The 16,741-nt window shown below is 53.4% G+C and carries 11 protein-coding genes; 6 read left to right on the top strand and 5 right to left on the bottom strand.

The annotated features are described in order from the left end of the window. Nucleotides 1–3: 3 nt before the first annotated feature. Entirely contained in the window at nt 4–1,749 is a 1,746-nt protein-coding gene (gene menD / locus DYU11_RS10925; RefSeq protein WP_119667717.1) for a 2-succinyl-5-enolpyruvyl-6-hydroxy-3-cyclohexene-1-carboxylic-acid synthase, read from the bottom strand. A 193-nt stretch (nt 1,750–1,942) separates the two neighbouring features. Here menD and DYU11_RS10920 point away from each other — a divergent pair, with 193 nt between their 5' ends. From DYU11_RS10920 to trmB, 3 genes are read left to right on the top strand one after another with little or no spacing between them, the layout of a single operon-like run. Further along, nucleotides 1,943–2,884, top strand: coding sequence for a hypothetical protein (locus DYU11_RS10920; RefSeq protein WP_119667716.1), 942 nt, complete (start codon nt 1,943–1,945; stop codon nt 2,882–2,884). 4 nt (nt 2,885–2,888) lie between these two features. Further along, the gene (locus tag DYU11_RS10915) at nt 2,889–4,178 is read left to right on the top strand and encodes a bifunctional folylpolyglutamate synthase/dihydrofolate synthase (RefSeq protein WP_119667715.1); all 1,290 of its coding nucleotides are present in this window, start codon (nt 2,889–2,891) and stop codon (nt 4,176–4,178) included. After that, nucleotides 4,178–4,834, top strand: coding sequence for a tRNA (guanosine(46)-N7)-methyltransferase TrmB (gene trmB / locus DYU11_RS10910; protein WP_119667714.1), 657 nt, complete (start codon nt 4,178–4,180; stop codon nt 4,832–4,834). The genes DYU11_RS10915 and trmB overlap by 1 nt, the downstream gene beginning before the upstream one ends. 91 nt (nt 4,835–4,925) lie before the next feature. Here trmB and gap read toward each other — a convergent pair whose 3' ends face one another. Continuing rightward, complete coding sequence (gap, locus tag DYU11_RS10905; protein ID WP_119667713.1) at nt 4,926–5,921, bottom strand: type I glyceraldehyde-3-phosphate dehydrogenase; 996 nt, start codon at nt 5,919–5,921, stop codon at nt 4,926–4,928. 1,231 nt (nt 5,922–7,152) lie between these two features. Here gap and DYU11_RS10900 point away from each other — a divergent pair. Both DYU11_RS10900 and DYU11_RS10895 read left to right on the top strand, forming a co-directional pair. Next, a complete protein-coding gene (locus tag DYU11_RS10900) occupies nt 7,153–7,968 on the top strand; it encodes a 2,3,4,5-tetrahydropyridine-2,6-dicarboxylate N-succinyltransferase (RefSeq protein ID WP_119667712.1) in 816 nt (271 codons plus the stop codon). A 171-nt stretch (nt 7,969–8,139) separates the two neighbouring features. Further along, entirely contained in the window at nt 8,140–8,622 is a 483-nt protein-coding gene (locus DYU11_RS10895) for a helix-turn-helix transcriptional regulator (protein WP_119667711.1), read from the top strand. Between the two features lie 260 nt (nt 8,623–8,882). Here DYU11_RS10895 and DYU11_RS10890 read toward each other — a convergent pair whose 3' ends face one another. The 3 genes from DYU11_RS10890 to gyrA form a co-directional block, all read right to left on the bottom strand. Beyond that, nucleotides 8,883–11,252, bottom strand: a complete 2,370-nt coding sequence (locus DYU11_RS10890; RefSeq protein ID WP_119667710.1) for an ABC transporter permease — start codon at nt 11,250–11,252, stop codon at nt 8,883–8,885. A 329-nt stretch (nt 11,253–11,581) separates the two neighbouring features. Further along, nucleotides 11,582–13,054: a tetratricopeptide repeat protein gene (locus DYU11_RS10885; RefSeq protein ID WP_119667709.1), complete on the bottom strand. Its 1,473-nt coding sequence runs from the start codon at nt 13,052–13,054 to the stop codon at nt 11,582–11,584. 141 nt (nt 13,055–13,195) lie between these two features. After that, nucleotides 13,196–15,715, bottom strand: a complete 2,520-nt coding sequence (gyrA, locus tag DYU11_RS10880) for a DNA gyrase subunit A (RefSeq protein WP_119667708.1) — start codon at nt 15,713–15,715, stop codon at nt 13,196–13,198. A gap of 293 nt (nt 15,716–16,008) precedes the next feature. On the opposite strand from gyrA, the gene DYU11_RS10875 reads away from it, so the two are divergent. Continuing rightward, nucleotides 16,009–16,725, top strand: coding sequence for a GntR family transcriptional regulator (locus DYU11_RS10875; RefSeq protein ID WP_119667707.1), 717 nt, complete (start codon nt 16,009–16,011; stop codon nt 16,723–16,725). The last annotated feature ends 16 nt before the right edge of the window (nt 16,726–16,741 follow it).

Raw genomic sequence — 16,741 nt, 5'->3', positions numbered from 1 at the left:
GTATTACTCAGCTAGTAGGGAAGCCAGCCGTTGTTTATAGTTGGCGAACTCCGACTGGTTGGCCAGTTTATCGGTCGTAACCTCCAGCAGTTTGGCCCGGTCGCCCGGTTGGAAGAAGTCGGGCAGGCGGGAAGCCAGTTCAGCCTTCGTGCTGCAAACCATATACATAAGCCCGGCGTCGTCGGCCGTGTTCCGGGCGGTGTAGCCGTGCGGAGTTTCAAAGTACGTTTCCAGCTCGGGTTGGCGGCCCGGCCCGTCGATCATCCGGAAAATATGCCCACTGTCGTTGTTGAGCAGTACAATGCGTAAATTTGGCGGGACCGGGGCCGACCAGAAGGCGTTTCGGTCGTAGAAAAACGCTACGTCGCCGATCAGGAGTGTAACCAGCTGATCGGTGGCCAGAGCCGCTCCCATGGCCGTGCTCAGACAACCGTCGATCCCACTAACGCCCCGGTTTGCCGCCACCGCGATCTGCTGGCGTTCTTCAATCCCGCAAAGGTTAGCGTATCGTACGGGCATGCTATTGGCCAGGTGCAGCACCGAGCTGGTCGGGAGGTGGTCCAGTACCTGCTGCGTCGCACTCCAGTCGGTCAGCGGGCTGTCCGTATCCGACACGGTCTGGTGGACGAGTCGGGCGGCCTGCCGATCGGCGGTCTGCCAATGATGCAGGAACGTCCGTGAATCCTCTTCATCGTCGCCCTGCAGAAAATGCTGGTAGTCCAGATCCGCGAATAGCTTTTGCAGAAAGGGCGTGGGCTCCCCCGGAATCAGACGGGTCAGCGCCTGAAACGGATCAACGACCCGGTCGACGCCCGGCTGTACGTGCCAGTGCTGCCGGGGTGGGTACTGCCGGAAGAAGGTTTTCAGGGAACGGGTCAGAAAGGACCCGCCGAAGGTCAGCAGCAGGTCCGGCCGAAACGCTTCGGCCTGCTCCGGGGACATTCCGGCTAAAAATGTATCGGTTCGGGTAATGAACGAGTCATTGCGGGGGAGGTTACTGATGATTTCACCCACGACCGGAACCCCCCATTCGTCGCTGATCTGCCGCAGAATGGTCAGCAGCGCCGGATCGCGGGGCAACTGCCCTACGGCAATCAGTTTACGGTCGGCCCGTTCCCAGTCGTCCTGCAGCTGGTGCCAGGTTTCGGCGGCCAGTTGCGCAGAAGCCGGCAGTACCTCCACAATCCGGGGGCGTTCGTACCGAAACGGCTCGTCCGAAGCCGGATAAAACGGTTCGCGCAGGGGTACGTTAATGTGAACCGGGCCCTTTGGTAAAAGCTGGCTCAGGTTTACTGCTTCGTTTACCGACCGGTCAATGGCCCAGCGCGCATCCGCATGGGTGTTATCGGCGGGGAGATCATAGCTTCGTTTGACGTGGGTCCCGTACAGACCAGGCTGGTCGATGGTCTGCCCGTCGCGCTGGTGCAGCCATTCGTGGGGTCGGTCGGCGGTGAGCAGCAACAGCGGGACTTCCTGAAAAAAGGCTTCCACCACCGCCGGGGCGAGGTTGTACACGGCGCTGCCCGATGTGCAGATGACGGCAACGGTCCGACCGCTTTGCTGCGCCATGCCTAGGGCTACGAACCCGGCGGCCCGCTCGTCGGCCATCACCCGGACGCGCAGCCGGCCGTGGCGGGCCACCGCGAGGGTCAGGGGAGCCGAGCGCGAACCCGGCGAAACGACCACATCGGTGATTCCTTTCTGAAACAGCAGTTCGGCGAGGTTGACGATGGGCTGAAGGATGGGCATACGGCAGTGTACAGGAATTGTGGGCGCAAGTATAACCAAAATGTCTGCTCACTGTTCCCCTCGTTGCAGGCCGTACCCGTGGCGCCTGCCGGAATTTTTGTTTCTTTGTCGACAGGAACCGGTCAACGATACGGTAGTCGATAAACGAACCGGTCAAATTCAGCGTTACTAACAAAACTCAAGCGACGACCGCATGAACCGCATTACGTTCGAGAACGAAAAAGAAGTCCGGGTGAAAGCGCTGGCGGGGGCTATGGCCATTAACCTGCTGGTGCTGGCCATTCTGCTGCTGGTCCACCTGTCGAATTCCGTGCCCCAGCCGCCACCTATCCAGTTTGTGGAAGTGAATTTCGGTACCGATGCCATTGGGAGTGGCCGCATCCAGACCCTCAACCGGCCAAACCCATCCCCCCGGGCCGAAGACGTAAAAAAAGCGGAGGACCGGCCGAATCCCAAAGTGACGACCACCCCGCGGGTCGAACGGACGCCGGTGGCCCCGGTGCCTAAGGTGGTAGAGGCCAAAACGAGCAAAACCATTGCCGAAAAACCCGACATCGCCAGTAAGGTCGAAAGTCCGGTGAGTGTGCCGGAAAAGGCCGAACCGAAAAAAGTCGAGGCTACGGCCCCAAAACCTACCCCGGCGCCCCCCCGTGCGGAACCGGTCAAAAAAGTAGAAACCGTTGATCCGAATGCGCTTTATAAACGGTCGTCGGGGGGCGGTGGCTCCAATGGAACCGTCGGCCGGGCGTCGGGTACGGGCGGCAATAACAACGGCGACGACGCCAGTGGGGTCGGCGATAAAGGCAATCCGGACGGTAAGCTGGATGCGAAAGAATACTACGGTAAACCCGGTGGGGCCAGTTCGGGGGTGGCGCTGAACGTATCCGGCTGGGTATTCGGGAATAACAATCTGAGCCGCGACGATTCCGACGAAGACGGAAAGATTGTGTACCGGGTGCAGGTCGACGGCGACGGCAATATCGTAACGGCCCGGCCCGTGCAGCAGACGGTCAGCCCCGCCGTGGAGAGTTTTTACCGGCGGCAGGTGCTCCGCTTTAAGCTACGGCCGAAAGGATCGGCTACCCCCGCCGGTGTGGCAACCGGTACGCTGACGATTAATATCAGCGCCAGGTAGACGTATGAACTATAGTGAATCACTCGCGTATTTATATAGTCGATTGCCGGTCTTTCACCGGATTGGTGCGAAGGCGCTCAAACCTGGACTGGCCAATATTGAACGGCTGAGTGCGGCTCTGGGCAATCCGCACCAGCTGTTCCGCTCGATACACGTAGCGGGAACGAATGGTAAGGGGAGTACCTCCCACATGCTTGCCAGCATTTACCAGTCGGCTGGCTACCGGGTGGGGTTGTACACGTCTCCGCACCTGAAATCCTTTACCGAGCGGATCCGGTTGAACGGAACCCCCATTGCGGAAGCCGACGTCGCCGAATTCGTAACCACGTACCAATCCCTGATCGAAGCCGTGGAGCCGTCGTTCTTCGAAGTAACGGTGGCCATGGCCTTCGACTATTTTGCCAGACAGCAGGTCGACCTGGCTGTTATCGAAGTGGGCCTGGGTGGCCGGCTCGATTCGACCAATATCATTACGCCTGAGCTGTCGGTTATTACCAACATCAGTTTCGACCACCAGGACGTACTGGGGGACACGCTGCCGCAGATTGCGGGTGAGAAAGCGGGGATTATCAAACCGGGGGTGCCGGTGGTGATCAGCGAAACCCAGGCGGAAACAAAATCCGTATTTCAAACGGTAGCGGATCAGCAGCAGGCGCGCATCACCTTCGCCGATCAGGTTTATACCGTCGTGGACGATGGACTGGTGGATGGAGTTCGGCAGGTACGCGTTACCAGCGTAACCGGGCAAGCGGACGCCTTTGTCCTGGATTTGACCGGCCCGTATCAGGTACGGAATCTCCCGGGCGTATTAGGTACGGTGGACCAGTTACAGACGCAATGGCCCGTTGGTCGGGATGCGGTGGCCGCCGGGCTGGCCGCCGTGGTTAAACAAACCGGTTTACAGGGCCGTTTCCAACGGCTGAATGAACGCCCGATCGTCCTGGCCGATACGGCCCACAACCAGGCCGGGATACAGGCGGTCCTTACGGCGGTTGATTCCATACCGCACCGGACGGTACACCTGGTCATCGGTATGGTAGCGGATAAGGACCGTTCTGCCGTACTGCGGCTGCTACCTTCGTCGGCCCGCTATTATTTCTGCCAGGCCCAAACCCCCCGATCCCTGCCTGCGGACGTATTGCAGCGGGAGGCCGCAGAACTGGGGTTGGCAGGGGAGGCATTTATCGACGTAAACGAGGCCCTCGATGCAGCGATACGTACCGCGACTACCGACGACCTAATCCTGATTACAGGGAGTAATTACATTATTGCCGAATTAACTGACAAGATCTAGTGACCCGCCGAAAGCAACACCGATTTTTACAAAACCAGGAAAGTGCCAACGTAATTGAGCTTGGTAAACCATTTTACAAAACGTGCAAAGGCCGCTGGCGCGACGAGTATTTCCAGAATCAACAGCCTATTGTACTTGAACTGGCCTGCGGAAAAGGAGAATATACGGTAGGACTGGGCCAGGCGTTCCCCGAAAAAAACTTCATCGGGATCGACATCAAAGGTGACCGGATTGCCCGGGGTTCGCAGGCGGCCATCGAACGGGGTTTAACAAACGTAGCGTTCTTGCGGACCGACATCCAGTATCTGCTCGAGTTTTTCGAGGAGGGGGAGGTGAATGAAATCTGGATTACGTTTCCCGATCCGCAGCCCCGGCCGAAGCAGGAGAAACACCGGCTGACGTATCCTTCATTTTTAAATCTGTACAAACAAATTCTCGTGCCTCAGGGGACGCTTCATCTGAAGACGGATAATCCTGAACTGTTTGCCTATAGTTTACAAACGCTGCCGGCGCACGGCTTCACTGATTTACAATATACAACTGATTTATATAAGTCTTCATTAAACTCAATTCACTTTGGTATAAAGACAAAGTACGAACAATTGTTTTTTGACAAAGGATTTACAATTAACTATTTACAATGCAAAAGGATGTAGTTTACAAAACCACACCCTTTTGTGACATTTATAAATGTAAACCAATGTACAATTGAAAATAAAATGTTATCGGTTTACAAATCAACTCTTTTTACTTAAATAACATGGTCATCAGGTCGGCCACGCGGCTTGAATACCCGTACTCGTTATCGTACCAGCCAACGACTTTCGCCAGGTTTCCATTGACCGTTGTCAATTTAGCGTCGAAGATGCAGGAGTGAGGATTGCCAACGATGTCGGCCGAAACAATCGGATCAACACAGTATTCCAGAATACCCTGCAGCGACGATTCCGATGCCTGCTTGATTGCGTTGTTGATTTCCTCTACGCTGGCTTCCCGCTTCAGGATAACCGTCAGGTCAGTCAGCGACCCGTCCGGTGTCGGAACACGCATGGCGTTGCCGTCCAGTTTGCCCTTCAATTGCGGCAATACTAAACCGACTGCTTTGGCGGCTCCTGTGGACGTTGGTACAATAGACAGAGCAGCGGCCCGCGCCCGGCGCAGATCGGAGTGGGGAGCATCCTGCAGGTTCTGATCAGCCGTGTACGCGTGGATTGTCGTCATGTAGCCTTTTTCAATGCCGAACACATCGTCAAGTACTTTAGCCATTGGCGCTAAACAGTTCGTTGTACACGAAGCGTTCGATACGATAGTTTCGTCGCCGGTCAGAGTATCGTCATTCACGCCGAGTACGACCGTAGGAATGTTTCCTTTAGCAGGCGCCGAGATAACGACTTTCTTACAGCCGGCCTGCAGGTGCATACCCGCACCGGCTTCATCAACAAACCGACCCGTCGATTCCAGTACTACGTCTATATTAAGCTGAGCCCAGGGCAGGTTCTTAGGATCCCGTTCAGCATAGGCATGAATTTTCACTCCATTAACCGTCAGACTTTCATTATCTGATTCAACCGTGCCGGGAAAACGGCCATGAACAGAGTCGTATTTAAGTAAGTGAGCTAATGTTGCATTGTCGGTGAGGTCATTTATAGCAACAACCTCAATGTTTTCCTTTTCTAATAACCGTCTGAAGGATAAGCGGCCAATTCGGCCAAATCCATTAATAGCAACACGAATTTTTTCCATGTACTTAATAAGTGGTTTGATTCGGGCCCAAATATACGGATTAATAAAGGAGTGAGATAGTTTTAGTAATAAGTATAGGGTATTTAGCAAAACATACTATTTTAGCATTCATAATTAGTAATTAGTAGCTAATTTGCTATAAAATACTAAATAATTTAGCAAATACTACTAATTTTACTACTAAATACTAATGTGTATTTTATGTTATTACTAAATATTGTGAATAGGATAGGGTAGGAGAGTATTAATTTATAATTACTAAAAAAAGGATCGTATTACTAATATATATCGATTTGTGATGCTATTATTCCTTAGCTTTTAATCCACTCAATCCTTACATTCTTTTTATAGTCTACACTTATTCCACCTAGCAGGCTATTCTACGCTAGTCAGTAACCTTTTTACAGTCTTTCTCAAGAGGACGTATTTGTTATTTCGACCCAGGAGGAAATCTTCGCGGATAACCACTCTTCGAGCTACAGACGATTCCTCTTGATGTCGAAATGATAAAAACACGCTCAGAAGTAAATCGTAAATAGCTTCATTAATTAGTATGATGTCAAGTCAATCTTCGCCTTGTCTGAACCTCACCAATACATCCTATCAATTAGGAAGCTATGACATGAGAAGAATTAAGGTTCATTCGGACGTAGATCTCCTGCTTCTGACAGTATCCTCCTAGTCTCTTTCACGAAAATGATCTTTCTCTAATTTAGTACTGGTCCGGATCGAATAGACTTGACTTTGCATTTTCATTCCTATAACTAGTACTACACAATCATTCCCTTCCAACCCACCATACGGACATTCGGCTTGATGGTTTTCTTTTGGTTTATGCAGCCTTATACATTGGCTCGACTTTTGCCTTACCTATTCGTACCTGGGTGTATCTCAGCAGCCGTCAGGCGTGCCTTGACAATGCGTCTACAACGATGTGTCATTATCTACCCAGCTTTGTAGCCAACTGTTCCGGCTTCCCCACCCAGGAATAGATTGGACTTGAGAACCCGGCTGCGCAGAATGACTGGTTAAGGGGGGCATTCTTTTTTACAGACCAAGGATTCGAAACGAATATATTTTATTTATATAAGTCCCTTAATTACCTTTGCATGAGCAGTAATCGCTCATAAACAGCTTCTCTAATTACTGCCAAACATTATTTTGTTTAACCTCGTAACACCCATGATTACCAGGGTGTTATTGCTTTTTAAGTGAATTATTTCTTTAAGCTATGCAGGATGCTATTGACCGAATCTGGCAAGACAGATCGTTATTGAACGACCCCGAGAACCGTACGTTGATTGATACTATAATCAACAAATTGGATAGGGGAGAACTCCGGGTTGCCACCCCGCCCGCAGCCGACGACGAACCCTGGACGGTAAACGAGTGGGTGAAAAAAGCCATTCTCCTCTACTTTGTCAGTCAACCGATGCAACCCGAGGAGGTGGGCATTTTTTCCTTCCACGACAAGATTCCACTCAAGACAAATTTTGTAGAAGCAAAGGTTCGGGCCGTTCCGCCGGCCGTAGCCCGCTACGGATCATTCCAGGCACCGGGGGTTATACTGATGCCGTCGTATGTGAACATTGGTGCCTACGTAGATGAACGGACTATGGTCGATACCTGGGCGACCGTCGGCAGCTGCGCCCAGATTGGAAAGGATGTGCATCTCAGTGGGGGCGTAGGAATCGGGGGCGTTCTGGAGCCCCCTCAGGCCGCACCGGTTATTGTGGAAGATGGCGCCTTTATCGGATCACGCTGCATTGTCGTTGAAGGCGCTCACATCGGCAAACGCGCCGTGTTGGGAGCCGGAGTAACCATTACGGGTTCGTCAAAAATCATTGACGTCACCGGCGACGAACCCATCGAGTATAAAGGGTATGTTCCTGCTAATTCCGTTGTCATCCCTGGCAGCTACACTAAACAATTCCCGGCCGGCTCCTTTCAGGTACCGTGTGCCATCATCATTGGGAAAAGAAAAGAATCGACGGATTTAAAAACATCCCTGAACGACGCCCTCCGCGAGAACAACGTATCTGTTTAACTCTGTAATAATATAGTTTTATCACAAAGTTCAATTGATGGAAAGAAGTTTACAATATCGTTTACAATTGAACTTTGTGATAATTTACATCATGTGCTATTTGATTTAAATTAATAATCTATATTTGTATACATTCTTTAGGACTATCTCTGATTAACTTTATTAAATAGTATGACTATTAATGACAAGATTAAACAGATACTGATTGACAAAAATCTGTCTCCTTCTTATTTCGCCGACGAAATCGGCGTCCAGCGATCCAGTATCTCCCACATTCTTTCGGGCCGGAATCGCCCCAGCTTCGACATTATTCAGAAGATAATCCGGCGGTTTCCTGAGTTAGGGTATGAATGGATTATGGAAGATGAAGCGATGGGAGGTGCCCAGGCCGGGTACAGTCGTCCGGCTAATCGCCCGACTGAGGAGCGTTCAGAACGGCCCGTTGCCTTTCGGACCACTGGTCAGGCATCGGTTCCGACTCTGGTTCGCAGCCAACGTAGTGAAATCGCTCCAACCCCCGCCGACATTCAACCCCCATTCCCCCATGAAACGTCCGCCCCTGCGCCGTCTGCATCCGGCGAGAAGCGAGTGGAGCGAATTCTGATCTTTTATACGGATGGTACGTTTCGGGAATACTCACCCAGTTTATCTTAATTTAGACTGATTAAATATAATAAATTTTACATTATTCACTCCTAATCGAGTGAAGTGCTACTTGAATTACTCGGCTATTAATCGGATTTGACTTTATAAAAAACGGCCTGTATGGGTCAATTTGGCCGTTTTTACTACGATCTTCCTAACCCGCTGTAAAGCAATACTTTAGTGTTCCACGTGGATAACTTGTGGATAATGCTGTGGACTACGCCGTAAAACCATGATTAAAGCCAGGTAATCATCCTATAAGGCACCCCTTATTCTGAACGGAGTGCCTGTACAGGAGCAGCCGTAACAACTCGGTACACCAGGACGCTGATTAGTCCGGTAGCCAGCAAGAGCATCCCTACCAGTGTGCTGAAGAATACCCCCGGCGTAACCGGAATGTGATAGGCGTAGTTGGCATCCAGGACGGCAGACAGCGCGTAGTACGCCAACGGCAGGAAGATACCACCCGCTACGGCAATCAGCACCAAGAACTCCCGGTTCAGCAGGCCGGCAATAGTCAGGTCTGATGCACCCAGGACTTTCCGGATTCCGATCTCCTTAGTTTTACGGGCAATGTTCAGCGATACCAGCGCAAACAGTCCCATGGTCGACATAATCAATGTGAGTAAGGCCACGTACGTAAATACGTCCTTTACCCGGCGCGACTCATCGAAGCTGATCGCATACACATCCTCCTGCCGCGACAGGTCAAAGGGAACATCCGGTATGGCTTGCTGCCAGGCCGCTTTCATCCGCTCCGTCACCGCTTCGACCTCATCCGAACGCACCTTTATCGTTAACACCCGATTTTCCTCGGGTACATTCAACCGCAACACACAGGGCGCAATCTTTACGAAGAAGTAGCGGTAGTTAAAGTCATCGACTACACCCACCACCCGGTATAGTTTATCCTGCATACGTAGCTGTCGGCCAACCGCCGTTGTCCAGCCCATCGCTTTGACCAACGCTTTGTTCACGAGAATGGCCTGGGCAGCATCGGCAGGGGAGTCGGGCACAAAACTACGTCCCTCCTGAATCCGTATACCCAGCGTACTGAGGTAGTCGGCACTCACGCGCAGCAGATCGGCGGTTGTTTTGGTAACGCCTTCCTCCAGGGTTACGATTTGATCGGCTGATCGGCCAATCTGGTCCTGCGAACCCGCCACCCGCGTTACCCCGGCCAGTCGGACGGCCGCGTCGCGGAGCCGGGTAAACCCCTGCGCATCGGGCGTACGAAGCACCAGCAGATCGGAGGGGGTATACCCAATGTCCATCCGGCGCAGAAACTGCGCGTTGCGGGTCATCAGCAGGGCCGACGAAATCGTAAACATAGCCAGGCCAAACTGAAGCCCTAGCAACGTCCGCATCAGTCCGTTCCGGCTGACAATCCGCTGCCGACCGCTCAATACCGTGATGGGGCTGAAGCTACTCACGTACAGCGACGGGTAAACCCCCGATAAAAGCGCAATGAGCAGGATCAGTCCCAGCAGGAATACGATCAGCTGCCAGTTGCCGCTCAGACTAAACTCCAGCTGGTAATAGTCAATGAGTCGGCTGAACGTAGGCAGGAACAGCGTTTTGGCCAGCACCAGGCCAGTCACCAGGGCCAGGCTACCCATCAATACATTCTCACCGATAAACTGATAGATGAGCTGCCGGCGCGTACTGCCCAGTACTTTTCGCACCCCAATTTCCCGAAAGCGGGTCGTCGACGTGGCCAGGGTATAATTCATGAAATTGAAACAGGCCATGATCAGCACCAGACCGGCCAGCACGCCCAGCACAATCAGACCGGTAGGGGATGTCCCTCCGCTTAACGAATGCCGGGTCTTATAGGAGCTAAGCGAAATCTCGGTTACGTTTTCCAGGTAGAACGACCGAATAGGCGCCTGGTCATTGATGGCGTTGTGCAGCCTGGTATACGATGGCAGGGCCCTGGCTACCGCACCGGCGTCAGTTGGTTTAGCCAGTTGAATGAACGTTGCCTGTACGGTCCGCTTCCAGTCGTTGCCGGACCAGCCCAGGGCGTTACCAACTTTATAATGTACCAGCAGGTCGAAGCTGAAACTGGCTGTGTTGGGAAACGGAGCCGCCACGGCCGTCACGGTAAAGGTTCGGCGCGTATTGCCGTTGAAGAGTACCGTCAGCGATTTGCCGACGGCGGGTTTATCCCCGAAGTATTTTCGGGCCATCGCATCGGATAAAACGATGCCCGATACATCTCGCAGGGGATCAGCCTGGCCGGCCTGCAACGGAAAACTGAACATCCTGAAAAACTCCGGATCGGCCAGACGTATAAATTCGTGGAATACAGTTGAACCGTATTTAACAACGGCGTTGGCGCCATCGTAGCGAACCACGCGGGTTATCTGTGGCAAGTCCTTCTGGAGGGCCGGCCCGAGCGCATCCGGGGAGCCAGCCCACAATTCGGCCTGACCGTTTGTCGTCCGCACGTGATTGATGGTAAACAGGCTCGGCGCGTTCTTATGAAAAGCATCCAGCGAGTAATGATGCTGAATCAAAAGATAGACAACGATGCAGCAGGCAATGCCCGTTGCAATCCCGAATAGATTAAACCCGGCAAAGAGCGATTGTCTGGTCAGCTGTCGAAGCGCAACCGTAAAGAAATGGCGTAGCATAGTCGTTCAGAAGGGAGCGGTTGAGTAACACCCCCCAAATAGTTTGCCAGTCCGCAGAATCGGCGTTTTCTGGTCGGATTCGCAATCGGCTGTTCACTCCTCGTCCGCTGCCGGACAGATCCTCGTCCACTTGCGGACAGGTGGGTTAGCCCATCCCTTCAGCTTCTACCAGGCAGGCTGTCGGTACGTTGGTCAGGTCCGGGTACCAAGCCTAGTAAGCTATTCCTGGGCCATACAATTTGTTGTATAATTTATATTATGTTAAGTAAAGTTTTCAGAAGAAAGGCAGTCACCTTTCGATGACTGCCTCCTCTCGTAGATCCCGTTCCTTATTTGCTTTCTACGCAGACGATTTTATTCTGCTCGTATTGCTTCAGTACGTTCTGCAGCGTATTCAGGTTTTCGGTCAGGTCAGCTTCTTCCTTCACCGCTTTTGCTTTCAGGAAGTACGGCTCCGCCTGCTTGAACTTACCGCATACCTGGCCATCGATTTGCTTACCATTCTTCTGATAATCGGCCATGCTCATCTGGTCAACGGTTTTCTTCAGCTCAACCGCTTCGTTGAAATAGAAAACGCCCAGGTTGAAGTTGGCGTCGTAGTTATTCGGCTCAATGGCTAATACTTTATCGTAGTATTCTTTGGCCTGCGACCGCTGCTCTTCAAACTGCTTCTTCAGATCAGCTAACTGACCAGCACCACCCGAGGCTGGCGTAGCAGCCGCCTGCTTCGCTTCCGTCTCGGCCTGAGCTACGCTTGCTTTCAGCTCCTTCTGCTTGTTCTGCACGTCCGTTAGCTGACGACGGAGTTCAGCGGCATTCTTCGGCTGCTTCTTCAGCGCTGCGCTCAGACGGGCAATCTCCGACGTATACACATCCAGGGTCGCTTTGTCGTCGGCCAGCTTCTTCTGAACATCCCCACCTTTCCGGGATTCGCCTTCTGCCTTCCGGATCTGCTCGCTTAACTTACCGGCTGCGTTATCATACAGGATACCGAGGTTCAGCAGGTTCTGCACGTTGTTCGGATCTTTGGCAACCAGTTCCTTCATGCTGGCAATGGCCTGCTCGGTCTGACCCGACGACAGCATGATGTTGACTTTTTCGGCCTGCAGGTCCTTGTTACCCGGCAGGGCAACCAGTCCTTTATCCAGAGCCGCCATCGCCTTGTCGGTTTCTTTATCGTTGCGGTACAGCGTAGCCAGTGAATAGTACACGCTGGGGTCCTTACCCCCGTTGGCAGCGTAGCGCTCGAACGCTTCCTTGGCCAGGGTATTGTCCTGGTTCTGCTGGGCAGCAATACCGGTGAACAGCGCAGCCGTCGTATCCTTCGGCATAATGTCGCCGGCCATGCGCATCAGTTTCACGGCCTCACCGAATTCCTTGGCCTGGTATTTTGCGGCTCCGGCGTTCATCAGGGTTGCGTACATGCTCTGGCCTTTCAGGGCTTCGTCGGCTTCCTTGGCCAGACGGCCCGGACCACCTTTCTTGTCCTTATCCAGCTCCACGACTTTTTTGTACGAATCATACGCCACCATAGCCGCATTCGGATCCATTTCAGGGGCCTGAGCCGCTATGTTCTGGTACGTCTTGGCCCGGTCCAGCCACGTATTCGCTTTGGCGGCCGTTTTTTCTTCCGTAATGGCTTTGTCGCTTTTTTCCTTATCCTTTTTAAGGGATTCTTTCATGGCAGCGTCCAGCGCATTGGCGCCCTGAGCGCTTTGCCCCTGCTGGTTCTGCCCCTGATTCTGAGCGTATACCCCCGCCGATAGTAAACAAACCAGCAGCGCTAAAGCAGTTTTTTTCATGAGTAAGTGGTTATGTTTTTTGTTTTCAAGAACGAAATTACGGAATCCATCCGTATAAGCATGACAGTGCCTAAATTGTTTGAGCCGTTCATGATGTCGGTCAGCCACCACGAACGGCTCAACGCCGGTCCCTATAAAGACCTATTCGTCAAGAGATTGGGGCTCAGCAACGACCGCGGGACCCTCCTCCCCTTCTTCTTTCTCAATTTTTGTTACGGACGAAATTTCGTCGCCTTCGTTCAGGCGAATCAGCCGAACGCCCTGGGTATTGCGGCCAATTACGCTCACGTTACTGACGGCCATCCGGATGGCGATCCCCGATTTGTTGATGATCATCAGGTCGTCGTTATCCGTTACGTCAAGTACGGCCACCAGTTTACCAACCTTATCGGTCACCTTCAGCGTACCAACGCCTTTAGCGCCCCGGTTGGTTACCCGGTATTCGTCGATATCAGACCGCTTGCCGTACCCTTTCTCCGAAACGACCAGCAGCTGCGGATTATCCGAGCCGATGCACACCATACCAATAACGTGGTCGGTCGAATCCTCGTCGTCGAGGGTAATGGCCCGCACCCCGGCGGCCGTACGACCCATCGGACGCACCCGGCTTTCGTGGAAACGCACCGCCTTACCGGCGCTGGACGCAATGACGATTTCGTTGTCGCCGTTGGTCAGACACACCGCCAGCAGTTGATCATCCTCATCGATGGTGATGGCGATGATGCCGTTCTGCCGGGGCCGCGAATACGCTTCGAGCAGGGTCTTCTTGATGGTGCCCTGGCGGGTACACATCACGACGTAGTTATTGTTGATGTAATCGTCGTTGTCGAGGCTCTTCACATTGATCACCGCCCGAACGGTATCGTCCGACTCAATGTTGATGAAGTTCGCCAATGGCCGCCCTTTTGCCGTTCGGCTTCCTTCCGGCAGCTTGTATACCGGCAGCCAGTACAACCGGCCCTTCTGGGTAAAAATCAGCAGGGTGTTGTGCATGGTGGCCGTAAAGAGGTGCTCGGTAAAGTCCTCGTCTTTGGTCACCACGGCTTTGGCCCCTACACCACCCCGCCCCTGCGTACGATACTCGCTCAGCGGAGTCCGCTTTACGTAGCCTTCGTGGGAGATGGTAATGAGCATTTCCTCGTCCGCAATCAGCGACAGATCGTCGATATCGCCGTCGCCGAGGGGGTTGATCTGCGTCCGGCGCAGATCCCCGTAGCGGGCCCGAACATCGATCAGTTCGTCTTTGATTACCTGCCGCTTGCGCTCTTCGCTGGCGAGGATCGCCTTCAGGTCGGCAATCTGCTTCATGAGTTCGTCGAACTCAGCCTGGAGTTTATCCCGCTCCAGTCCCGTCAGGCGCTGCAGACGCATTTCCAGAATCGCCTTGGCCTGCACCTCGCTCAGTTCAAAGCGGGTCATCAGACCGTTCTTGGCTACTTCCGGATCGCGTGACCCCCGGATCAGTTCGATCACCGCATCGATGTTGTCAAGCGCGATGAGCAGACCTTCGAGGATATGCGCCCGCTTCTCGGCTTCGCGAAGTTCGTACTGCGTCCGCCGGGTAACAACCTCGAACCGGTGCTCAACGTAGTAGCGAATCATGTCTTTCAGATTCAGCACCATCGGGCGGCCTTTCACCAGCGCGACGTTGTTGATCCCGAAGGACGATTGCAGCGACGTATGCTTATACAGATTGTTCAGAACCACGTTGGGAATGGCGTCCTTCTTGAGGTCGTATACCACCCGCAGTCCGTCACGGTCCGACTCGTCGCGGAACGCCGAGATGCCCTCAATCTTCTTTTCGTTGATCAGATCGGCCGTCTTTTCGAGCATTACCGCTTTGTTGACCATGTACGGAATCTCCGTGACGATGATCTGGGTTTTGCCCCGATTTTCCTCGATGGTCGCGTTGGCCCGGATCACCACCCGGCCCCGACCCGTACGGAAGGCTGACTTCACCCCTTCCATACCGTAGATGGTTCCCCCCGTCGGGAAGTCCGGCGCCTTGACGTACTCCATCAGTTCCTCCACCGTAACGTCGGTGTTATCCAGGTACGCCACGATCCCGTCGACTACCTCCGAGAGGTTGTGAGGAGCCATGTTGGTAGCCATACCCACGGCAATCCCCGACGAGCCGTTGAGCAGCAGGTTCGGCAGTTTGGCGGGCATCACCGACGGCTCTTCCAGCGAGTCGTCGAAGTTGGGCTGAAAATCGACCGTTTCTTTGTAGATGTCGGTCAGTATTTCCTCGGCGATGCGCTTCAGACGGGCCTCGGTATACCGCATGGCCGCCGGCGAATCGCCGTCGATGGAGCCGAAGTTCCCCTGACCGTCGACCAGCGGATACCGCAGCGACCAATCCTGGGCCATCCGGACCATGGTATCATAGACCGACGCATCGCCGTGCGGGTGGTACTTACCAAGCACCTCCCCGACGATACGGGCGGATTTTTTATATGGTTTGTTGTAGTTCACCCCCAGCTCGGCCATACCGAAGAGCACCCGGCGGTGCACAGGCTTCAGACCGTCGCGAACATCGGGCAAGGCACGCGAGATAATTACCGACATCGAGTAATCGATGTAGGCACCACGCATCTCGTCCTCAATGTTAATGGGAATGATATTGCTGGGGGATTCCAGATCGGGCGTTTCGTCCGTCATATAACAAGGGGTTTCGCAAAAATTTACTATTTCAGCGCATACATGACGTATACGCCGGGCTATAGACAAATATACAAATTTTCCGGCAAAAATAAAAATAACGGCTGTCATCCCACGCGTTCGCTTTCTACTCCCCTCCTGCCCTGCCGTCCAGACCTGTATTATGGTGTATTTCGTTCATATTATAAACTGATCGGTTTCCTTGGGCAAGTACAATTTGCAGCTCCGTTGCAGAATTAAATAATTGCCAAAAAGTTGTCTATACAAGATTCCTTGCTTACTTTCATGGCGTCATGACCAGGCTACGTCACTACCAACAGATCCATCACACGCTGAAACAGGAGATTCAGCAGGGCGTTTATCCAACCGGCAGTCTGCTTCCGTCGGAAAACGAGCTGTGCGCGACGTTCCAAACCACCCGGATGACCGTTCGGCAGGCGCTGAACGAACTCGTGCGGGATGGGTTCATCGAACGGCGGCACGGCAAGGGCAGCCTCGTGACCTCTACCCGACCGTCGCTGGGCTTACTGTCGTTCCGGGGGTTTTCGGACGTAGTGGGTAACACCAGCCACCAGGTACGGACTACGTTCCTGAATCCACCCGCGCCGGCCGACTGGCCGGCTCCGTTTGTTTATCCGCTATCGGCCGACGAGCAGCAGGCCGGCTGCATCGCCATAAACCGCCTGCGCTACGCCGACGACGTACCGGTGATGCTGGAACACACCTTCGTACCGATTCAGAACGCGACAGCATCGCTGCTGACGGAGCCGTTTCTGGACGGTTCGCTGTTTCGGACCCTGAGCGTGCGGCACCAGATCGACATCCGCAACCTGGAACAGAGTCTGCGCGCCGTAGCCGCCCGTCCGGAACAGGCCACGATTTTCGGTTGCAGACGCAATACCCCCCTGCTCTACATCGAACGGCGGTACCTGACCAGCCTGCCGGATTTCTACGTGTACAGTCTGCTCTACTGCCATACCGAGCAGTACGCCATCAGTAATATTCTGTAATCATCCCGACTCTTTT

The organism is Fibrisoma montanum (genome assembly GCF_003583365.1).
In the GTDB taxonomy this organism is placed as follows: domain Bacteria; phylum Bacteroidota; class Bacteroidia; order Cytophagales; family Spirosomataceae; genus Fibrisoma; species Fibrisoma montanum.
This window is presented reverse-complemented; position numbering and strand designations above follow the sequence as displayed.